Annotated in this window: 19 protein-coding genes, 1 tRNA gene, 1 pseudogene and 1 riboswitch; of the genes and pseudogenes, 5 read left to right on the top strand and 16 right to left on the bottom strand. The window is 71.4% G+C overall.

The window, feature by feature from the left end:
- Nucleotides 1-100 precede the first annotated feature (100 nt).
- Nucleotides 101-1,012 carry a hypothetical protein gene (locus ACIHEI_RS01840; RefSeq protein ID WP_387637962.1) on the top strand — a complete coding sequence of 304 codons (912 nt, stop codon included), beginning with the start codon at nt 101-103 and terminating at the stop codon, nt 1,010-1,012.
- A 110-nt stretch (nt 1,013-1,122) separates the two neighbouring features.
- On the opposite strand, the gene ACIHEI_RS01835 is transcribed toward ACIHEI_RS01840, so the two are convergent.
- Together ACIHEI_RS01835 and ACIHEI_RS01830 are read right to left on the bottom strand one after the other, a co-directional pair.
- Complete coding sequence (locus ACIHEI_RS01835; RefSeq protein WP_396605273.1) at nt 1,123-1,461, bottom strand: hypothetical protein; 339 nt, start codon at nt 1,459-1,461, stop codon at nt 1,123-1,125.
- A gap of 89 nt (nt 1,462-1,550) precedes the next feature.
- Nucleotides 1,551-2,435: a Bax inhibitor-1/YccA family protein gene (locus tag ACIHEI_RS01830; RefSeq protein ID WP_392952106.1), complete on the bottom strand. Its 885-nt coding sequence runs from the start codon at nt 2,433-2,435 to the stop codon at nt 1,551-1,553.
- A 172-nt stretch (nt 2,436-2,607) separates the two neighbouring features.
- On the opposite strand from ACIHEI_RS01830, the gene ACIHEI_RS01825 reads away from it, so the two are divergent.
- Nucleotides 2,608-3,132 (top strand): peptidylprolyl isomerase, encoded by a 525-nt coding sequence (locus ACIHEI_RS01825; protein WP_396605272.1) that lies wholly within the window; start codon nt 2,608-2,610, stop codon nt 3,130-3,132.
- Nucleotides 3,133-3,215: 83 nt separating this feature from the next.
- Here the strand turns inward: ACIHEI_RS01825 and ACIHEI_RS01820 are convergent, their stop codons facing one another.
- Both ACIHEI_RS01820 and ACIHEI_RS01815 read right to left on the bottom strand, forming a co-directional pair.
- The gene (locus ACIHEI_RS01820; protein ID WP_396605271.1) at nt 3,216-5,771 is read right to left on the bottom strand and encodes an ABC transporter permease; all 2,556 of its coding nucleotides are present in this window, start codon (nt 5,769-5,771) and stop codon (nt 3,216-3,218) included.
- A gap of 46 nt (nt 5,772-5,817) precedes the next feature.
- On the bottom strand, nt 5,818-6,591 hold the full coding sequence (locus tag ACIHEI_RS01815) for an ABC transporter ATP-binding protein (protein ID WP_043915787.1): 774 nt from the start codon (nt 6,589-6,591) through the stop codon (nt 5,818-5,820).
- A 337-nt stretch (nt 6,592-6,928) separates the two neighbouring features.
- Here ACIHEI_RS01815 and ACIHEI_RS01810 point away from each other — a divergent pair.
- Nucleotides 6,929-7,010, top strand: a tRNA-Leu gene (locus ACIHEI_RS01810).
- Nucleotides 7,011-7,869: 859 nt separating this feature from the next.
- Here the strand turns inward: ACIHEI_RS01810 and ACIHEI_RS01805 are convergent.
- Nucleotides 7,870-8,076 (bottom strand): hypothetical protein, encoded by a 207-nt coding sequence (locus tag ACIHEI_RS01805; protein ID WP_396605270.1) that lies wholly within the window; start codon nt 8,074-8,076, stop codon nt 7,870-7,872.
- A 148-nt stretch (nt 8,077-8,224) separates the two neighbouring features.
- On the opposite strand from ACIHEI_RS01805, the gene ACIHEI_RS01800 reads away from it, so the two are divergent.
- On the top strand, nt 8,225-8,668 hold the full coding sequence (locus tag ACIHEI_RS01800) for a DNA-binding protein (protein ID WP_396605269.1): 444 nt from the start codon (nt 8,225-8,227) through the stop codon (nt 8,666-8,668).
- Between the two features lie 175 nt (nt 8,669-8,843).
- Here the strand turns inward: ACIHEI_RS01800 and ACIHEI_RS01795 are convergent, their stop codons facing one another.
- From ACIHEI_RS01795 to ACIHEI_RS01765, 7 genes and pseudogenes are all read right to left on the bottom strand, one after another.
- Entirely contained in the window at nt 8,844-10,208 is a 1,365-nt protein-coding gene (locus ACIHEI_RS01795) for an NAD(P)/FAD-dependent oxidoreductase (protein WP_387637983.1), read from the bottom strand.
- 444 nt (nt 10,209-10,652) lie between these two features.
- A complete protein-coding gene (locus ACIHEI_RS01790) occupies nt 10,653-11,588 on the bottom strand; it encodes an exopolyphosphatase (protein ID WP_392952123.1) in 936 nt (311 codons plus the stop codon).
- A gap of 131 nt (nt 11,589-11,719) precedes the next feature.
- Nucleotides 11,720-12,269: pseudogene (locus ACIHEI_RS01785) on the bottom strand (DUF501 domain-containing protein); the annotation flags it as partial.
- Complete coding sequence (locus tag ACIHEI_RS01780) at nt 12,266-12,703, bottom strand: septum formation initiator family protein (RefSeq protein WP_387865365.1); 438 nt, start codon at nt 12,701-12,703, stop codon at nt 12,266-12,268. The gene ACIHEI_RS01780 and the pseudogene ACIHEI_RS01785, both read right to left, overlap by 4 nt.
- 104 nt (nt 12,704-12,807) lie before the next feature.
- Nucleotides 12,808-14,097 carry a phosphopyruvate hydratase gene (eno, locus tag ACIHEI_RS01775; protein ID WP_387637989.1) on the bottom strand — a complete coding sequence of 430 codons (1,290 nt, stop codon included), beginning with the start codon at nt 14,095-14,097 and terminating at the stop codon, nt 12,808-12,810.
- Between the two features lie 252 nt (nt 14,098-14,349).
- Nucleotides 14,350-15,018 (bottom strand): transglycosylase family protein, encoded by a 669-nt coding sequence (locus tag ACIHEI_RS01770; protein WP_396605268.1) that lies wholly within the window; start codon nt 15,016-15,018, stop codon nt 14,350-14,352.
- A gap of 3 nt (nt 15,019-15,021) precedes the next feature.
- A riboswitch (cyclic di-AMP (ydaO/yuaA leader) is annotated at nt 15,022-15,221 on the bottom strand.
- Nucleotides 15,222-15,463: 242 nt separating this feature from the next.
- Complete coding sequence (locus ACIHEI_RS01765; protein WP_396605267.1) at nt 15,464-16,708, bottom strand: cytochrome P450; 1,245 nt, start codon at nt 16,706-16,708, stop codon at nt 15,464-15,466.
- Nucleotides 16,709-16,863: 155 nt separating this feature from the next.
- Between ACIHEI_RS01765 and ACIHEI_RS01760 the strand changes: the two genes are divergently transcribed.
- The gene (locus ACIHEI_RS01760) at nt 16,864-17,286 is read left to right on the top strand and encodes an SDR family NAD(P)-dependent oxidoreductase (protein ID WP_396605266.1); all 423 of its coding nucleotides are present in this window, start codon (nt 16,864-16,866) and stop codon (nt 17,284-17,286) included.
- Between the two features lie 4 nt (nt 17,287-17,290).
- On the opposite strand, the gene ACIHEI_RS01755 is transcribed toward ACIHEI_RS01760, so the two are convergent.
- From ACIHEI_RS01755 to ACIHEI_RS01740, 4 genes are all read right to left on the bottom strand, one after another.
- Nucleotides 17,291-18,289 carry a MazG family protein gene (locus tag ACIHEI_RS01755; RefSeq protein ID WP_387637997.1) on the bottom strand — a complete coding sequence of 333 codons (999 nt, stop codon included), beginning with the start codon at nt 18,287-18,289 and terminating at the stop codon, nt 17,291-17,293.
- A gap of 59 nt (nt 18,290-18,348) precedes the next feature.
- A complete protein-coding gene (locus ACIHEI_RS01750) occupies nt 18,349-19,224 on the bottom strand; it encodes a JmjC domain-containing protein (protein WP_396605265.1) in 876 nt (291 codons plus the stop codon).
- Between the two features lie 41 nt (nt 19,225-19,265).
- Nucleotides 19,266-20,135, bottom strand: a complete 870-nt coding sequence (locus ACIHEI_RS01745) for a JmjC domain-containing protein (RefSeq protein ID WP_396605264.1) — start codon at nt 20,133-20,135, stop codon at nt 19,266-19,268.
- Nucleotides 20,136-20,254: 119 nt separating this feature from the next.
- Nucleotides 20,255-20,455, bottom strand: coding sequence for a hypothetical protein (locus tag ACIHEI_RS01740; protein ID WP_396605263.1), 201 nt, complete (start codon nt 20,453-20,455; stop codon nt 20,255-20,257).
- Between the last annotated feature and the right edge of the window lie 37 nt (nt 20,456-20,492).

Below are 20,492 nucleotides of genomic sequence, written 5' to 3'. Positions count from 1 at the left end.
AAGTCACCGCCAAATCGGACATCAGCCTCTGCAGTAACGGGCGGGAATACGGCAGTGTGGAGCCGTAACCCCGTTCCGCTCCTCGTTGGGAGTACGTTCCGTGAGCGTCGTCTACACCTCCCTGCTGCTGGCCCTGATCGCCCTGACCGCCGCCGTCCTGCTCCACCTCCGCACACTGGGGCGGAAGTTGGACGCCGCGCAGCCCACCGCGCAGCCCGCCCCGCAGCTCGACGAGGCACTGATACGCCGCGCCGTCGCCGAGGCGCTCGCCGCCGACCGGGAGCGGGAGATCACCGAGGCCCGGGCATTCTGGGCCGAGCAGGAGGCGCGCGCCGCCGAGGACGCGCCGCTGTTCGAAACCCCGTTCACGGCCGCCGGCGAGGAGTGGCCGATCTTCTTCCCGCGCCCGACCGGGCCGCAGGAGGCCGCCGACAACTACGGGGTGATGGACCCGGAGTTCGGCGAGGCGCTGCGCCACGCGCTGGAGGACCTCGCCAAGGACGGCTCCGCGGACGGCGGTTCGGCGGACGGCGGCATCCGGGGCGGCAGCTTCCCGCTCCCCGGCGACAACGGTGACGTGAAGGCCCGCCGCGAGGCCGACCTGCTGGCCACCGGCCTGGAGTCCGGACTGCTGGACGCCGAGAGCGAGCCCGCCACCGCGCCCGACCCGCGCCGCCACCCCTCGCACCCGGACTTCGTGCCCAGTCCCACCCCGTCCCGCGAGTGGACCGACGACCGGCTCGCCGCCCTCGCCGAGGACAGGATCGCCCTCACCGACGTGCGCCCCGGCCCGCTCGGCACCCTGGACGTGTACGCCTTCGCCGACGGCACCACGCTGTGCGTGGCCCCCGGCGACCGGGAGGCGGCGTACCGGCTGATCGACGCCGTCCGGGCCGACGAGGACGTCCGGCTGCTGGGCGGCTCCCGCTTCTCCGGCTCGTACTCGCTGACCTTCTCCACCGACGGCGACACCGTCTACGTGCTCGCCGACCGGGTGGTCGCCTCGATCTGAACCACGCACATCTGAACCACGCACATCTGAGCCACGCACAGGGGCGTCGATCCGCACGGCAAGGGGTTGCCCGGGCGGACCGGCGCCCCTTCGGCGTTCCCGACCCTGCGTCAGGCGGTCAGCCGGTCGGTGTCCTCGACGTCGGTGAGCGCGACCGCCAGCACCTCCAGGTGTTCGGCGGCCGCGGCGGCCAGGTCGTGGCCGGTGACGGCGAGTTGGTCGCCGACCGCGAACGCCCCGCAGTCGGGGACGGGCAGCGGCGGCAGGCCCTCCAGCGCGCGGGCGGCGTCGGCCAGCCGGCCGGCCAGCGCGAGCAGCGCGGCGGCCCGCGAGGGGTGGCCGGGGACGGCGACCAGCAGGCGGCTCTGCGGCATCGCCCGGAAGCGGTCGGCGAGCCGGTCCACGGCGGCGGTCAACTGGGCGGGGGTGACGGGGTGGTGCTCGGGCATGGCCCCGAGGGTAGCCAAACCGGGGCCGGACGGAACGCGGCGGGCCCCGGAGGAGTCCTCCGGGGCCCGCCGCGTGTACAGCCGTGCGATCAGTCGTCGCCGCGCAGGATGGCGATCAGGCGCAGCATCTCCAGGTAGATCCACACCAGCGACAGCGTCAGGCCGAAGGCGGCCCGCCAGGACTCCCGCTCGGGGGCGCCATTGCGGATGCCCTCCTGGATCTCGTTGAAGTCGAGGGTCAGGAAGAACGCGCCGAGCGCGATGCCGACCAGGCCCACCACGATGCCGAGCGGGCCGGAGCGGAACCCGAAGTCCGCGCCGAACATGGTGGCGATCAGGTTGACGAACATCAGGATCACGAAGCCGATCGCGATCGAGATGCCGATCCGGGTGTACCGCGGGGTGACCCGGATCTTGCCGCTCTTGTAGGCGATCAGGGTGGCCGCGAACACCGCGGCGGTACCCAGCACGGCCTGGATGGCGATGCCCTGCAGCAGGGTGTTGAAGGCCTTGCTGAGCGCGCCGAGGAAGAAGCCCTCCAGGCCGGCGTACGTCAGGATCAGCGCCGGGTTGATGCTCCGCTTGAAGTTGATGACCAGGCCGATGACCATCGCGGCGAACGCGGCGACGCCGGCCAGCGCGTAGTTCTCGACCGGCACCACGAACCAGGCGACCGCGCCGGTGATGACCAGCGTGAGCAGCGTCATCGCGGTGCGGGCGACCACGTCGTCCAGCGTCATCCGGCCGGTCTGGGCCGGGCCCGCGTCAGGGCCCTGGTAGAGCTCGTAGAGCTGCTCGTCGGTCATGGCCTGACCGCCGGGCTGCGCGTAGGCGTTGTTGGCGTACGGGTTGTTGGCGTACGGGTTGCCGTACGCCTGGCCCTGGTGCCCGGCCGGCTGCGTGCCGAACCCCGCGTACTGGTTGTCGCGGGTGAAGGACCCCTCCCGCGAGAAGACCGGGTTTCTGCTTCTCATCACATTCCCTCCGGGGTGGCACAGCACCACCCATACAGAGCACAAGAGTAATGGTTTGGCAAAGTATTCCGCGTCAGCCGTGAGGAGGATCCCGTGTCGCCTGCGCGCGGGGCCCTTGAGAGGGCAGGGTGGGGGACGCAACTGACAGACGATCAGAAAGGCGGCCCCCCGGATGGCCGAGGAGCTGTACGCCACCCTGAAGACCAACAAGGGCGACATCGTGATCCGGCTGCTGCCGGACCACGCCCCCAAGACGGTCAAGAACTTCGTGGAGCTGGCGACCGGCGAGCGCCAGTGGATCGACCCGAACACCGGGCAGCCCAGCAACGCCCCGCTGTACGACGGCACGGTGTTCCACCGCGTCATCGAAGGCTTCATGATCCAGGGCGGCGACCCGCTGGGCAATGGCACCGGCGGCCCGGGCTACAAGTTCGCCGACGAGTTCCACCCGGACCTGGCGTTCACCAAGCCGTACCTGCTGGCGATGGCCAACGCGGGGCCGGGCACCAACGGTTCGCAGTTCTTCATCACGGTCGGCCCGACCACCTGGCTGACCGGCAAGCACACCATCTTCGGCGAGGTCGCGGACGCGCCCAGCCAGCGTGTGGTGGACGCGATCGTCGGCGTCGAGACCGGGCGCAACGACCGCCCGGTGCAGGACGTGGTGATCGAGAAGGTCGTGATCGAGACCCGCTGACCCGGGCCGCCCCACGCGAACGCCGCGCCGCCCGTCCCCGGTTGCTCCGGGAACGGGCGGCGCGGCGTTCTGCCGACCGGACGTCAGTCGGTCTTGATGCTGGCGAGGATGTCCATCCGGGAGGCCCGGCGGGCCGGCCAGAGGGCGGCGATCACGCCGACCAGCGCGGACAGGGCCAGGAAGAGCAGCACGCTGCCGTAGGGGATCGAGGTGGTCAGGCCGGTCAGGTCGGCGGCCAGCACCCGGACGGCGGACCAGGCCAGGAAGACGCCGAGCCCCACGCCGATCACGGCACCGAAGAGCGAGATCACCACGGACTCGATGCGGACCATCCGCTTGATGCCGCGCCGGTCCAGGCCGATCGCCCGCAGCATGCCGATCTCGCGCTTGCGCTCGAACACCGACATCGCCAGCGTGTTGATCACACCGAGGACGGCGACCAGCACCGCCATGCCGAGCAGGCCGTACATGATGTTCAGCATCGTGGTGATGATCCGGCTGAACTCGGCGACCTTGTCCTTCTCGGTCAGCACCTCGATCACCGGGTTGCTGCCGGTGGCCTGCTTGACGGACTGCTTGAGCGCGGCGGTCTCGCCGTCCTTGCCCTTGACCAGGATCTCGCTGATGAACGAGTCGGGGTCGTGCTGGTCGATCAGCGCGTTGGACACGATGACGTTCGACAGGGTGGCGTTGCGCTCGAACACGCCGCCGACGGTGAGGTCCAGCGTCTTGCCGTCGGCCACCTCGACCTTGGCGGTGGCACCCTGGGTGAGGTTGTGCTTGGCGGCGTATTCGTCGTTGACCAGGATCTGGCCCTGCTTCAGCGCGCCGGTCGAGCCGGACGCCATCTTCACCGTGACCAACTGGTCGAAGGCGGCGGCGTCGAAGCCCTCGACGGCCCGGCTGTCCCCGTTGATCGTCCACATCACGTTGCTGACCGGGCTGACGGCGGTCACGCCGTCCGCCTTGGCGATCAGCGGCGCCAGGTCCTTCGACAGCGAGTGGTGGTTGGCCATCGAGACCGTGTAGTCGGCCTTCATCGAGCCGCTGACGAGGCGGGTGACCGTGCTGGTGACCGAGTCGCCGATCACCGTCACGGCGGTGACCAGGGTCAGGCCGATGGTCAGCGCGGCCGCGGTGCTGGCGGTGCGGCGCGGGTTGCGGACGGCGTTGCGACGGGCCAGCTTGCCGGGAGTGCCGAACACCTTGGCCAGCAGCGGGCCGACCAGGGCGACCACCGGGCGCGACAGCAGCGGCAGCAGGACGAACACGCCGATCAGGGTGAGCGGGGCGCCGAGCTCCAGGTACGTCCGGCCGCCGGTGCCCTTGCTGAACGCGCCGGCCAGGATCAGGGCGATGCCGCCGCCGGCCAGCACCGCGCCGATCGAGTTGCGGACCACCAGGCCGCGCTGGGTGCTGGGCAGGTCACCGCTGCTCATCGCCGCCACCGGGGGGATCCGGGAGGCGCGGATCGCGGGGATCAGCGCGGACAGCACGGTCACCACGATGCCGGTCACCAGGGTGCCGATGATGGTGGCCGGGGCGATCACCAGCGAACCGGTGGGCATGCCCTCGTTCATGCCGGCCAGCAGGGACTGCATGCCGGCGCCGATGCCGATGCCGAGCAGCAGACCGGCCACGGAGGCGATCACGCCGATCAGCAGCGCCTCGATCAGCACCGAGTTGGTGACCTGGCGGCGGCTGGCGCCGACCGCGCGCAGCAGCGCCAGCTCCTTCAGGCGCTGAGCGATCAGCATGGTGAAGGTGTTGACGATGATGAAGATGCCGACGAACAGCGAGATGCCGGCGAACACCAGCAGCATGCTCTTCATGCCGGTGACCGACTGCTCGACCATCTTGGACTGCTCGTCCTTGAGCTTCTGGCCGGTCTCCAGGTCGAAGGTGTCGGGCAGCTTCGCCTTGGCCGCGTCCAGCAGCGCGTCCTCCGAGACGCCGGACTTGGCGGTCAGCGCGATCGAGCTGTAGTGGCCGGGCTCCAGCAGCCGCTGCTGGGCGGTGGCGGTGTCCATCAGCACGAGCGAACCGCCAGAGGTGACCTGCGGGTCGTCGGAGGTGAACACACCGGTGAGCGTGGTGTCCTCGGCGGCGCCGTTGCCGGCCACCCGGACCTTGTCGCCGACCTTGTAGCCGGCCTTGTCGGCGGCCTGCTTGTTCAGCGCGATCTCGCCGGCCGCCTTCGGGCCGCGGCCCTCCGCCATCGGGTAGCGCGGGTCCTTGCCGGAGGCGTCCGGGGCGAAGTTGGAGCCCTGGGCGCTCCACGCCTCGCCGATCAGGTTGCCCTTCTTGTCGGCGACGGCGGTGAAGCCGGTGACCACGCCGCGGGCCCGCTCGGCGCCCGGCAGGGCGGCGAGGTCCTTCACGGTGGCGTCGGTCAGCGCGTCACGCTTCTTCTGGCCGGCCTCCTTGGGGCCCTCGTCGGCGCTCCGGGACCACCTGTCGGAGATCAGCACGGAGACGTCGGAGTAGCTCTTGGAGTAGCTGTTGCGGACGGCCTGGCCCATGGTGTCCGAGAACACCAGGGTGCCGGCGACGAAGGCGGTGCCCAGCATGACGGCGAGTGCCGTCATCAGCAGTCGGCCCTTGTGGGCCAGCACGTTGCGCAGTGCGGTGCGATACATGGGGTCAGTCCTGGGGTGGTGTGGACGGTCGGCTGCTGAGGGGCCGTCAGCTGGTGCGGCCCTTGGCGTCGAAACGACGCATCCGGTCGAGGACCGAGTCGGCGGTGGGGTTGGTCAGCTCGTCGACGATCCGGCCGTCGGCGAGGAAGACCACGCGGTCCGCGTAGGACGCGGCCACCGGGTCGTGCGTCACCATCACCACGGTCTGACCGAGCTCGCGCACCGAGTTGCGCAGGAAGGAGAGGATCTCGGCGCCGGAGCGGGAGTCCAGGTTTCCGGTGGGCTCGTCGGCGAAGATGATCTCCGGCTTGGAGGCCAGCGCGCGGGCGCAGGCCACGCGCTGCTGCTGGCCGCCGGAGAGCTGCGCCGGGCGGTGCGAGAGGCGGCCGGACAGGCCGACCGTCTCCACCACGCGGTCGAGCCAGGCCTTGTCGACCTTGCGGCCGGCGATGTCCATCGGCAGCGTGATGTTCTCCAGCGCGGTCAGCGTCGGCAGCAGGTTGAACGCCTGGAAGACGAAGCCGATCTTGTCGCGGCGGAGCTTGGTCAGCTGCTTGTCCTTCAGTCCGACCAGTTCGGTCTCGCCGATGGTCGCCGAGCCGGAGCTGACCGTGTCCAGGCCGGCCATGCAGTGCATCAGGGTGGACTTGCCGGAGCCCGACGGGCCCATGATCGCGGTGAACTCGCCCTGGCCGAAGGAGACCGAGACGTTGTCGAGCGCGACGACGCGGGTGTCGCCTTCGCCGTAGACCTTGTTGAGACCGGTGGCGCGGGCCGCCGCCAGACCGGTGTGGGCTGCGTACGCGGTCGAGGTGCTCACGAAGGGGACTCCTGTCGGGGAGGTGCTGGCTCGTCACTGGGTTGCGGCCAGGACGTGCCTGCGACCGCTATCCCATCCTCTCCTCGATGATCATGGAATTCGTCGCTCCGCCGAACGGTTGCCGCCCCGCCCCGAGATGTACGGCCGCCGCCGCCCTCTCCTCCTTCGGTATGACCCGCACCCCGAGGACCGGCGGTGGCCGAGAACTGTCGGAGGGTGGCCGAAATGACAGACGCTTCGTCAGATCGCATGGAAGCATGACAACTTCCGTCCCGAGAATTATGCGAAACCCTCGCCCGGCCGACTAGGCTCAGTAACCGAGTTCACGCGCTCCCAGGCCCAGATGGTGGAACGCAGACACGGGCAGCTTAAAACTGCTTGGCCGGAAGGTCGTGCCGGTTCGAGTCCGGCTCTGGGCACTCTTCTGCCCACCCATCGTGACCTGCGGTAATGACCCGATCACGACCGACGCCCCGACCCACCCCCACGGATTCCCTGCGGATCCAGTGGGTCAGGGTGTCGTGATTGCCCAGCCAGCGCAGGGTGAGCGGGCAGCGGGCGGCCGGGTACCAGTGGGTGGCGAGCTCGGCGAAGAAGGCGTCGTCGGCGCAGAGACCGCCCGGGCGGTCGCCCAGATAGATCAGATGATCGCCGCGGTAGGCCCGCAGGGCGTCCAGGGCCATCGGATCGCGGTACGGCGGCCAGATCAGGGCGAGGGCCCGGTCGGGGTGCGCGGCGGCGTCCTCGGCGGCCCGGCCGGGGCGCACGTCGGTCCAGCGGAACCGGTCGGTCCAGCCGTTGAGTTCGGTGCGGGCCTCGGCGTCGGTGGCCAGCACGTCGACGCCGCGGGCGCGCAGCCGCGCGGCCCAGTAGCCGCTGCCGGCGCCGACTTCGAGCAGTCCGCGGCCGGCCAGCCGCTCCGCGATCCAGTCGAGGGCGGTGCGGGTGACGGGCGCCCAGCTGTAGATCCGGGACAGCTCCTGCCGGCGCGGCAGCGGCGGGCCGGCGTCCGCCGGGAGGTGGTCGAACACCTCGACGACGGTGCCGTGCGGGCCCTCGCGACGCAGCGCCGGGTACCAGAGCAGTGGCACCATCTGCGGGTTGTGGACGGCGAATTCGACGTCCGGTGCGGGCAGCAGCTCGGCGAGCCGGCGGAACGGCCGTCCCCAGCCGGGGTGGTGGAGTTCGCCGCGCTCGGCCCAGAGCCGGATCAGGCGCTCGGCGGTCTGCGCGACCAGGCTCGCCGCCGGGTCGTCGGCCGCTGCCCGCACGGCGGGGTCAGAGCGCCATGTGGTCGGCGACGGAGATCGCGATGTGGTCGGGAGTGACCAGCGCCACGTGGTCGGGCACCACGACCTGGCCGGCGGCCTGGTCGACGGGGCGCTCGGCGGCGGTGGCGGTGGCAGCGGTGCCGACGACGGCCGCGGCGGCGAGCGCGGTGGTGGCGGCGGCGATCAGGGCGGCTTGACGAGTGCTCAGTTCCATTGTGGTTCCCCCAGGTTGAGCGTGGTTGGTGATCATCATGCTAAGCGGCCGGATTCGCTTGATCAATCCACTTCCCGGGCCCGCCTATGAACACTTCGTTCAACGAATCCCGTTGACGTTGCCCCGTTCACCGGAGCATGCTGACCCCATGACCGACACCCCTCAGCAGCCCGCCGACCCGTTCTCCCCGCCGGACCCGGAGGCCGCCCGCACGCAGCGCGTCTACGCCTCGCTGTTCCGGATCGCCGAGCGCCACGCCGCCACCGACGAGCAGCGCCGCCGCCAGACCAACCCGGCGATGCTCGCCCCGCACGAGGCGGTCCGGCTGGTGGCCTTCCTGCTCAGCGGCGCCGCCCTCGCCGAGGACGGCGAACCCGAGGTGGACCGCGCCGACCTGACCGCCGCGCTCACCCTGCTCCCCCTGGTCCGCGCCGAACTCGACGAGCTGGAGGCCGGGTTGCTCACCATGGCCCGCGGCCGCAGCATGACCTGGCAGGAGATCGCCTTCGGCCTCGGCCTCGGCACCCCGCAGGCCGCCCGCCAGCGCCACGAGCGCCTCAGCGACCGCACCACGCCCACCGACCAGGGCTGACGGCGCCCCGGGAAAGCCCGAAGGCCCCCACCCGGCGGGGGTGGGGGCCTTCGTCAACTGAGTGCTGTACTCCGCCCGACAGCAAGGCCGGCTGAGCACCACGGAGGACGTGGTCCGGCGGCGTTGCCGGGCGGAGGGCCTCCGACTCGTAACCCGAAGTGACGGGTCTCGTCGCTTACTTGCTGGAGGCGAGCTCCTTCTTCGGCTCCGCGGCGGCGGCGGGCTTCGGCGGAGCGGTGGCCTCCTGGAACGCGTCGAACGGCTTCTCCATCTCGGAGAGACCGACCGTCTCGCGCTTGAGGAACATCGCCAGCGTCCAGTCGGTGAAGACCCGGATCTTGCGGTTCATGGTGGGGACCATCGCACCGTGGTAGGCGCGGTGGAAGTACCAGGCGAGGCGGCCCTTGAGCTTGACCTTGCCGAACAGGATCGCCACACCCTTGTGCAGGCCGAGGCCGGCCACCGCACCGAGGTTCTTGTGCTTGTACTCGGCCTGCGGGAATCCGCGCATGCCGGCCACCACGTTGTCACCGAGGACGGCGGCCTGACGGACCGCGTGCTGCGCGTTCGGCGGGCACCAGGCGCCCTCACCGGCGGCCAGGTCGGGAACCTGGGCGTTGTCGCCGGCCGCCCACACGTAGTCGAAGCCCTGGACCTGCAGGGTCGGCTTGGTGTCGACGTGGCCACGCGGGCCGAGCGGCAGACCGAAGCGGTTGACGATCGGGTTCGGCTTCACGCCGGCGGTCCACACGATGGTGGACGCGTCGAACTCCATGCCGTTCTTCAGCACCACGTGCTGGTCGACGCAGGAGTCCATCGAGGTCTCGATGTAGACCTCGATGTTGCGCTCCTCGAGCCGGCCCTTGGTCCACAGACCCAGGTCGGGGCCCATCTCGGGGAGGATGCGGTTGGCCGCCTCCACCACGACGAAGCGCATGTCCTCGCGGCTGACGGTCTTGTAGATCTTGGCGGCGTCGCGCGCCATGTCCTCGATCTCGGCGACCGTCTCGATGCCGGCGAAGCCGCCACCGATGACGACGAAGGTCAGCGCCTTGCGGCGGACGTCCTCGTCGGTGGTGGACTCGGCCTTGTCCAGCTGCGCCATGACGTGGTTGCGGAGGCTGATCGCCTCTTCCACCGTCTTCATGCCGATGCCGTGCTCCGCCAGACCCGGGATCGGGAAGGTGCGGGAGACCGAGCCGGTCGCCACGACCAGGTACTCGAAGGGCAGTTCGTAGGACTCGCCGGCCGCGGGCTGGATGGTGGCGACCTTGCGGGCGTGGTCCACCTCGGTCACGTGACCGGTGAGCACCTCCGCCTTCTTCAGGGCGCTGCGCAGGGGCGCGACGAGGTTGCGGGGGGCGACGTTGCCGCCGGCCGCCTCCGGGAGGAAGGGCAGGTACGTCATGTACGACCGCGGGTCGACGACCGTGACGGTCGCTTCGCCGTAGCGCATCTTCTTGAGGATGCGCATCGCGGCATACAGGCCGACGTAACCACCGCCGACAATGAGGATGCGAGGACGCTCCGTGGTGCTCATATCCGAAAGTATCCACCCCGGCCTGACGGGCCATTCGTGAGGCCCATCACAAGCTCCTGGACACCTGCTGCTACACTGCGCGCCCACAATTCCGGCTGGTGCCGGCCTCCTCGCCGCCACCGCCCGTCCACCATGATCACCCAGGCACTCGGTGCCACGCTGAGCAGCAACGATCCTTGTGGGGCACGGGTTCCCGAGTGCGCTTTCGATTTCTTCGGCGTGAACGGCGGGTTGCCTGCGATCCCATGAACCACCCGCCCCAGGCGCCTTCGGTCCCACATATCGGACGGACCGGACACCGCAAGGGGCCGAAAGGCCCGGTCGCCATGTGAAGAAATTCACGAAGCTTCTTGCCGGGACACGCCGGGAGGCCCGCACCGGGCCTCCCGGAACACTCGTCAACCGCCCGTCAACCACCCGTCGACCACCCGCCGGGCGCCCGGATCAGGCGATCGACCAGGCGATCCCGTCGAGGATGTCGTGCTCGGAAACCAGCAGCTCAGCGGCCCCGGTGCGCTCCATGATCTCCAGCAGCACCAGCGCGCCGGCCGCGATCACGTCGACCCGGCCGGGGTGCATCACGGGGACGGCGGCCCGCTCGGCGTGCGAGGAGTGCAGCAGCCACTCGGCGGTCTCCCGCACCTGCTGGACGGTCAGCACCGCGTGGTGGATCCGCTCGGAGTCGTAGCCGGGCAGCTCCAGCGCGATCCCGGCGACCGTGGTGACGGTGCCGGCCAGGCCGACCAGGGTGGCGCCGTCCGCCAGTGGGACGCTCGCCTCGACGGTGTCCAGCGCGGCCCGGATGTCGGCCCGGGCGGCGGCGATCTGCACCTCGGTGGGCTGCCCGCCCGCGAAGTGCCGCTCCGTCATCCGCACGCAGCCGATGTCCATCGAGTGCGCGGCCCGCACGTCCTGCTCGCCGAGCACGAATTCGGTGGAGCCGCCGCCCAGGTCGAACACCAGGTAGGGCGGGCGGTGCGGGCCGCCGAGCAGCTCGCGGGTGGCGCCGGTGAAGGAGAGCCGGGCCTCCTCGTCGCCGCTGACCACGCTCGGGGTGATGCCGAGGATCGCCTTGACTCCGGCGGTGAACTCGGCGGCGTTCTCGGCGTCCCGGGAGGCCGAGGTGGCGACCATCCGGATCCGCTCCGGGCCGACCCCGTGCGCGGCGATGATCTCCGCGTACTCGCGGCAGGCCGCGAAGGTGCGGTCCAGCGCCTCGGGGTGCAGCCGACCGGTCTTGTCGACGCCCTGGCCGAGCCGGACGATCAGCATCCGCCGGTCCAGATCGACGATCTCCCCGGTCTCCGGGTCCAGGTCGGCGATCAGCAGGCGGATCGAGTTGGTGCCGCAGTCGATCGCGGCGACCCGGATGGTGCTCACGACTCGTCGTCCTCCTCGGCCTTGCGCGCCGCGCGCTCGGCCCGCTCGGCGGTCAGCGCCTCCTTGGCGGCGATCACCGCGGCGTGGTCCTGGGCCTTGGCCTTGTTGCGGGCGACCCGCTCACCGGCGGCCTCGACCTCGGCGGGGCTGACGCACGGGCCCTTGGCCCACCAGTCCTCCAGCATGCCGATCGCCTCGTCGCCGAGCGGGTTGACGCCCTCGCCGGCCGCCAGCGAGTGGCCGACCAGCACGTGCAGGCACTTGACCCGGTCGGGCATGCCGCCGGCGCTGGGGAAGCCCTCCAGCACCTCGATGGCGTCCCGGCGGGCGATGTAGTCCTCGTGCGCGGCCTGGTAGGCGGCGGCGAGCTCGGGGTCCTCGGCGAGCCGGGCGGTCTGCTCCTTCATCACGCCGTCCGCCTCCAGGGTGCCGATCAGCGAGGCGGCCTTGGGGCAGGTCAAGTAGTAGAGCGTCGGGAACGGCGTGCCGTCGGGCAGCCGGGGCGCGGTCTCCACCACGTCCGGGTTGCCGCACGGGCAGCGGTGGGCGACGGAACGCAGCCCGCGCGGCACCCGGCCGAGCTGGGCGGCGATGGCGGCGACGTCGTTGTCGGAGACGGGAGGGTTCTGGTTGCTCATCAGGAGTCTGTTCGTCAGGAGGGGGCGGGTGGGGTGGCGTCAGGGAGCTGCGGGTGGAGCGGCGATCGCGGTGTCGGCGGCGTCCACCGAGTCCCAGAAGCCGGAGTACCAGGGACGGGCGGCCTTGGGCCGGCCGGCGCCGTCCGAGGCGGACTGCTTCTCGCCCTGCGCGGGCGGCGGCGCGACCGACACGAACGGGGTCTCGCCCGGCAGCGCGTAGTGCAGCCGCTCCCGGGCCTGGGCCTTGACGAACTCCGGGTCCTGCCAGCGGGCCTTGGCCCGGCGCAGTTCGTCGACCTGCTGGCGGGCGTGATCGGCCTTGGCCCGCTGATCGGCGATCTCGCCGCGCTGCGCGATGTACTGCCGGGCCGGGTACGCGAGTATCGCCACCAGCGAGCACAGGACGAGGACCAGCACGGTGGCCCGGCTGGTGAAGCGCGGGCGCGCCGCCAGTCCGGGAATTCTCCACTTGGCCATCTGGTCGCCCCTCCTGCGCATGCCGGTGCCCCGGCCCCACCCTACGCGGTGGAGGCCGGGGCACCGGTCACAACAGGCTCAGTACTGGTCAGCCCTTGCTGTGCTTACTTGTCCGCAGAGCGGAACCGGGGGAACGCGCCGCGGCCGGCGTACTCCGCGGCGTCGTCGAGGATCTCCTCGATGCGCAGCAGCTGGTTGTACTTGGCGACGCGCTCGGAGCGGGCCGGGGCGCCGGTCTTGATCTGGCCGCAGTTGGTGGCGACGGCGAGGTCGGCGATGGTGACGTCCTCGGTCTCGCCGGAGCGGTGCGACATCATGCAGCGGTAGCCGTTGCGCTGGGCCAGCTCGACGGCGTCCAGGGTCTCGGTGAGCGAGCCGATCTGGTTGACCTTCACCAGCAGCGCGTTGGCGGTGCCGGTCTCGATGCCCTTGCGCAGGCGCTCCGGGTTGGTGACGAACAGGTCGTCGCCGACCAGCTGGACCTTGTCGCCCAGCTTGTCGGTGATGGCCTTCCAGCCGTCCCAGTCGGACTCGTCCAGCGGGTCCTCAATGGAGACCAGCGGGTAGGCGGCGACCAGCTCGGCGTAGTACTCGACCAGCTCGGCGGCCGACAGGGCCTTGCCCTCGAACTGGTAGGCGCCGTCCTTGTAGAACTCGGACGCGGCGACGTCCAGGGCCAGCGCGATGTCCTTGCCCGGGGTGTAGCCGGCCTTCTTGATGGCCTCGGTGATGAGGTCCAGGGCCTCGCGGTTGGAGTCCAGGTTCGGGGCGAAGCCGCCCTCGTCGCCCAGGCCGGTGGACAGCCCGCGCTCCTTCAGCACGCCCTTGAGGGTGTGGTAGACCTCGACGCCCCAGCGGACGGCCTCGGAGAAGGACTCCGCGCCGATCGGGGCGATCATGAACTCCTGGATGTCGACGTTGGAGTCCGCGTGCGAGCCGCCGTTGAGGATGTTCATCATCGGGACCGGCAGCACGTGCGCGTTCGGGCCGCCCAGGTAGCGGAACAGCGGCAGGTCGCTGGCCTCGGAGGCGGCGTGCGCGACGGCGAGCGAGACGCCGAGGATGGCGTTGGCGCCGAGCGAGGACTTGTCCGGGGTGGCGTCCAGGTCGAGCATGGCCTGGTCGATCAGGCGCTGCTCGGTGGCGTCGTAGCCGACCAGCTCCGGGCCGATCTGCTCGATGACGGCGAGGACGGCCTTCTCGACGCCCTTGCCGAAGTAGCGGTTCTTGTCGCCGTCGCGGAGCTCCAGCGCCTCGAAGGCGCCGGTGGAGGCACCCGACGGGACAGCCGCACGACCGGTGCTGCCATCGTCGAGACCGACCTCGACCTCGACCGTGGGGTTGCCGCGGGAGTCGAGGATCTCACGGGCTACGACGACATCAATGGACGGCACGAGGCATCTCCTAGCGGAAGCGGATGTGTGGTCGTTACGCCCAGAGCCTAGCCGCAGACATGCCCACGGCCACGCCCGGCCGGGCCCCGTCTCACCGTGTGACCCGGCTACTCACTGGTAGTTCACCTGTTTGCCCGTCGGCGGCGGGCTCCGGGCGGCGCGAACTGCTGGGCGCACGCCCGGAGCGGACGAATCGTCAGACCGACGAAGGGTCTATACCACCGCCGGGCCGGAGCCGGCCGGACCGCGCCGTCACAGCGCCAGCACCTGGCCGGGCATGATCACATCGGGGTCGGCGCCGATCAGTTCGCGGTTCGCCCGGAACAGCTGCTCCCAGCCGCCGGACACGTTCCGCGCGGCGGCGATCCCGGACAGCGTGTCGCCCTCCTGCACGGTGTAGTTCCCGGTGCCGGACTGCGTCGACCCGTCGGCCGGGGCGCTCTGCTTCGAACTCTTCGACTGCTGCTGCGACTTCGTCTGCTTCCGCTCGGGCGCCGCCGCGCGCTGCTGCGAGCGGGAGGCGGTGTCCTCGGAGCTGTCGCCGCCGCGGGACAGACCGGCCTTGATCGAGCAGGACGGCCAGGCGCCGGGCCCCTGGGAGGCGAGCACCCGCTCGGCCACCGCGATCTGCTCGGAGCGGGTGGCCTGGTCGGCGCGGGCGGCGTAGTCGCCGCCGCCGTAGGCGCGCCAGGTGGAGGAGGAGAACTGCAGGCCGCCGTAGTACCCGTTTCCGGTGTTGATGCTCCAGTCCCCGCCGCTCTCGCACTGGGCCACGCGGTCCCAGGTGTCGGCGGGTGCGGCTGCCGCTCCGGTGGCGGAGAGCAGGGGCAGGGCCAGGCCCACGGAGGCGACGCCTGCAGCGGCGACGACCTTCTCGGCCTTGGTGCTACGGCGGTGACGTCCAGTACCGGTGAACAGCATGGGACTTCCTCTCCGCACGCCTACGAGGTGAGCTGTCGGGTTCGGACCGGGAGGCTGGCCCGGCCGCCGGGAGGTCCGGACGCGGTTGCGTCCGTTCCCCGGCGGCTTCACCCCAAGCCGTTGGGAGTACGGCGTTCACACCTGGTTCCCCCGCTCCTGTCCGAATCCTGGTCGGTGTCCCGAGGGTGCGGCGGACAGGACTCGGCGTGCCGCGCTCGGGGCCCGCAGCTGCGGGCAAATCGGAGAGTAAGCAGAGCTGACGAGCAATCACAAGCTCATATCACCGGTATCACGTCGAAATTACGGACCTTCACTTCTCGTGCACAAACCGTCCATGTATGTCCGTATTCGCCCCAGGTGGGGGCGCACCCGCGCCCCCACCGGGCCCACGGACGGTGACGTGCGGGGGCGGGGCGAGGGCAGGACGGCGGCGGTCGAAACCGGGTCAGCGGGGCGTGAAGGAGACCGGGAGTTCGCGCAGCCCGCGCATGATCAGCCCACCCCGCCAACGGAGTTCGGCCGGATCGGCGGCCAACTGGAGGTCCGGCAGCCGTGTCAGCAGTGTGCCGATCGCGCGCTGCCCTTCGAGCCGGGCCAGCGGCGCACCGATGCAGTAGTGGATGCCGTGTCCGAAACCGAGGTGCGGATTGTCCGTCCGGGCCAGGTCCAGGGTGTTCTCGTCGGAGAACCGGTCCGGGTCGCGGTCCGCCGCGGCCAGCACCACCAGCACCGGGTCGCCCGCCGGGATGTCCACCCCGCCGATGCTCAGCGGCCGGGTGGCGAACCGCCAGGTCGCCAGCTCCACCGGCCCGTCGTAGCGCAGGAGTTCCTCGATGCCGGTCTCCAACAGGCCCGACTCCCCGCGCGCCAGCGACTCCTGGAGCAGGGTGCGCTGAACGGGGTTGCGGAGCAGGGCAAATGCCCCATTGCCGATCAAATTAATGGTCGTCTCGAACCCCGCAAACAACAAGATGAAGGCCATCGCCGCGGCCTCGTTCTCGCTCAGGTGCTCGCCGTGGTCGCTGGCCCGGATCAGGCCGGAGATCAGGTCGTCGCCGAGGTCGGCGCGCTTGCGGTGGATCAGGTCGGCCAGGTAGCCGCGGATCTGCTTGACCGCGCGGCCCACTCCCCCGCGCTTGCCACCGGTATGGCGGATCATCATGCCGGCCCAGTCGCGCAGGTCGTCCTGGTCCTCGGGCGGGACGCCGAGCAGGTCGCAGATCGCGTAGATCGGCAGCGGGAAGGCGAACTCGTGGATCAGGTCGACCTCGCCGCGCTCCGCGAAGGAGTCGATCAGGCGGTCGGTGAGCTGCTGCACCCGCGGTTCGAACTCGGCAACCCGGCGCGGTGTGAAGGCCTTCGACACCAGGCGGCGCAGCCGGGTGTGGTCCGGCGGGTCGATGTTCAGCAGGTGGGTCATCAGGTCGGCCTGCCGCTCGCCCGGGATGCCCACCCGGCCGGTGCGGTGCGCCTGTTCGCTGTGGTGCGCCGGGTTCTTGGAGAGCCGGGAGTCGGCCAGCGCCTGCCGGGCGTCCGCGTACCGGGTGACCAGCCAGGCCTCCACCCCGCTCGGCAGCGTGGTGCGGTGCACCGGGGCGTTCTCCCGCAGCCAGGCGTACGCCGGATACGGATCGGCCGCGAACTCCCAGGTGAAGAGTTGCGGATGGGTGGCGTGGGGCTGATCTGGCATGTCTTGACCGTATCTGGAACCGCCGTCGCGTGAGTCTGGTCACCTGGCGGGTAATTGCTGTTGTGGAGAGTCGGGGCGAGCCTACGATCCTCCGCAAGAACCACAGTGGGCGGCGTGCGGACCGCCCGCGGTTCGCTCTGAAAGGGGAGCAGGCCATGCGAGTAGCCGGTGCAGTGGTGGTCATCGCGGTGCTCGACGGAGGCGAGGGGGCCGACCTGGCCCGCCGGTTCTCCGCCGCCGGAGCCGCCGGCCTGCTCATCGCCGATCTTCGCCCCGGTGTCGCCGAGGACCTCGCCGCCGAACTCGACCGTCCCGGCTGCCCGGTGGTCGGGGTGTCCGGTGACATCCACCACCCCGCGGACATCGCCGCGCTGGTCGACACCGCCGCCAAGCACCTCGGGCCGATCGACCTGTTCGCGGTCGCCGGCCCGGACGGCGAGCGGGTCGTCCAGCTCGCCGAACTGTCGGGCCACCTCGACCCGCTGGCCGAGGTGCTGGCCCTGGTCGGCGAGGCGATCGGCGAGGTCGTGCCGGCCCAGCGCCGCCGCCCGGTCTCGGACGTCCCGCTGGCGAGCTGACCCGTCAGTCGTCCTCGGACAGTCCCTCGGCGGCCCGTACCGCCCGGCGGTAGCGCCGGGCCGCCGCCCGCAGTGCGGCGTCCACGTCCACGCCCTGGTCGTAGCCGCGCTGTGCGACCGCCAGCAGCAGTTCCCCCGCCGTCTCGGCGGTGAGTTCGGCGGGCAGTTCGTACGGCGCGTCCGGCACTCCGGTGAACCGCGCCCGGCGCACCCGGGAGACCAGTTTCGCCGCGTACGCCAGCGCGGGCAGGCCCGCCGGGACGCCGTCCAGCACCGATTCGCGCTGCTTCTCTGCGGCCTTCAGCTGCTCCCAGTTGGCCTCCGTCTCGGCGGAGTCCCGGACGCTGACGTCGGCGAACACGTGCGGGTGGCGGTACATCAGCTTCTCGACGATGTCGCCCGCCACGTCGTCGATGGAGAACGGGTCCTCGGCGTCCTCCTCGGCGATCCGGGAGTGGAAGAACACCTGGAGCAGCACGTCGCCGAGTTCCTCGCGGAGGGTCGGACGGTCATCCTCCTCGATCGCCTCGACCAGTTCGAAGGCCTCCTCGACCAGGTACTTCACCAGGCTCCGGTGGGTCTGCTCGGCGTCCCACGGGCAGCCGCCGGGCGAGCGCAGGCGGTCCATCACCGAGACCAGGTCCAGCAGGCGGGCGCCCGGCAGGTCGTACGAGCCGGGCAGCACCTCGATCTCCGGGTGCTCGCCGGCCTCCTCCACCGCGATCCGGGCCAGTGCGTCGGTCAGCCCCGGGTCGCCGTCCGGGCTCTCCAGCCACACCGCGGGGGCCAGCGCGAGCAACTGCCGGGCCAGCGCCGGGGCGGAGCCGCGTTCGATCAGCCGGGGCTCGACGCCGGCGGCGCGCAGCGCGGGCAGCTGCGGGTGGTCGGCGACGCCGGCCAGCACCACGGGCGCCGAACGGAGGGCCTCCCAGGCCGGCCAGCCGAGCAGGCCCGGGGCGACGCGGTGGGTGGTGGTGAGCAGGATCAGCTTCGGAGTGTCCACGCCACCGAACCTACAACGACCGCGTGCGGGGCGGACCAGCGGTTTTCCTGCGCGGACGGTCACGCCGCGGGTTGCAGCATCAGCTGTCGGGTGACGGACAGCAGGTCGGCGGGCGTCAGCTCGGCCAGCAGCGAACCGGCGTGCTCGATCAGCGCGGCGGCCGCCTCGGTGAGCGCGGCGTCGTCCAGCGGGCGCCCCGCCAAGGGGAGGCTGTCGGCGAGCAGGCTCTGCGCGACGGTGTACAGGTTGGCGCTGGCCGCCTCGCGGATCGTCAGCGACAGGTGCGTGGAGGGCGCGCCGTCCTCGGCGCGGGCACGGTGGGCGAAGCCACGCGGCACGTACAGCACCTCGCCCGGCTGCAGGACGGTCTCCAGCAGCACCTCGCCCGGGTCGCCGTCCTCCCGCTCCGGCACCCAGTTGCCGTCGGTGGGCCCGCCGTGCACCCACCAGCGCTTGGCCCCGGAGATCTGCACCACCAGCACGTCCGCGTCGTCGCGGTGCACCGGGCGGCCCTGGGTGCCGGGCGGGGTCAGGAAGTAGAACGCCTCGACCTGCCGGCCGATCTCGGCGGCCAGACCGCGGGCCAGCTCGCGCACCCCGTCGTGCCACTGGTCGACGTAGCGCAGCAGCAGCGTCGCCTGCTCGTCCCGGATCAGCGCCCGCACCGCCGCGCCGTCGGCGTACCCCCCGACCACCTCGCCGAGCACCACCCGCGGCGGGCAGAACCGCTCGACGGGCAGGTGGGCGTCGCGCTGCACCAGGCCCAGGTACGGCACCTTCAGCAGGCCGTGGTCGAGCAGCCGGTCGAGTTCGGCGGCGGGCAGCACGTCCACCGGCGGGCGCTCGGGGCGCAGCACGGCCGGGGCAGTGCGCCACAGCTGGGTACGGAACTGCTCCTCGTCCGCGACGAAGCGGCTCAGCCAGGTCTCGGTCATGGTCGGGTCTCCTCTGGTGCGGGCTGGGTCGGACGGCGGGTTCAGGCGGTGGGACGGTTGCTGTACGCGACGCGGCGGGCGGCGGACACCAGCTCGGCCGGGTCGGCGGTGGCCAGCCGGGTGCGCAGGTGGTCGAGCAGCTGCTCGCCGGCCGCCAGCAGGTCGTCCTCGTCGCGGGGGCGGGCGGGCAGTTCGAGGCCCTCGGTGAGCAGGGCGCGCAGCTGAGTGCGCAGGTGGACGGTGCAGGCCTCGCGCAGAGCGATCGTCAGGTGCAGCGACGGCCCGTCCTCGGTGGCGCGGGCGGTGTGGGCGTAGCCGTTGGGGACGTACAGCACCTCGCCCGGGTGGACGACGGTGTCCAGCAGGCACGGGCCCGGGTTGTCCTCACGGACCGGCTGCCAGTTCGGGTCGGTCGGCCCGCCGTACACCTGCCAGTGCTTGTGGCCGCTCAGCTGGATGACCAGGATGTCGCCCTCGTCGCGGTGCACCGGCCCGTGCCGACCGGGCTGCGAGTAGAACATGAACGCCTCGGTGAGCCGGCCGAGACTCTCGGACAGGCCGGCGGTCAGAGCGCGCACCCCCGGGTGCCAGTGGTTGAGGTAGCGCAGCTGGAGCGTGGCGTTGCGGTCCCGGATCAGCGCCCGCACCAGCTCCGGGTCGAGGCACCCCTCCAGCCTCCGGCCCGCGATGACCCGCGGCGGGCAGTACTCCTCCTGCGGCACCGTGCCCTCGACGGTGAACAGCCCCGCGTACGGGTCGCGCAGCGAACCCTCGTCGATGATCTCGAACAGGCTCTCCACGGTCAGCACCTCGGTGGGCGGGTCGGCGGGACGGAGCACCACGGGCCCCTGGCGCCAGTGCTTGCGCAGGAAGGTCTCGGTGTCGTCGACGCAGCGGTCCAGCCAGTCCATGGCGGCGTTCCTCTCCGAATTCACGGGGGGTCAGGGGGTGTTGGAGGTGTTGAGGCGGGTCGGACGCGGGGCGCCGGCGGCGGCGATGCCGCCGGCGACCCCGGGCGTGGATCGGTGGATCAGATGACGTCCGGGTAGCAGTCCGCGCAGCCGTCCGGCGTCACGGTGCCCGCGGTCACGGACGGGGCGGTCGCGGCCTGGGCCGAGACGGCCGGCGCGAACACGGCGCCACCGACAGCGGCGGCGACGGCCACGGAGAGGGCGGCCTGACGGGCCAGCGCGGCGAACTTCGAAGCGGACTCGGTGCTCTGAACACCCATGGCAGGGCTCCTTCTTGGTCGTGTGTGTCGGGGTGAG

This window comes from Kitasatospora sp. NPDC051984, assembly GCF_044593455.1.
Lineage (GTDB): Bacteria > Actinomycetota > Actinomycetes > Streptomycetales > Streptomycetaceae > Kitasatospora.
The sequence above is the reverse complement of the archived record's forward strand: the minus strand, read 5'-3'. Positions and strand labels throughout refer to the sequence as shown.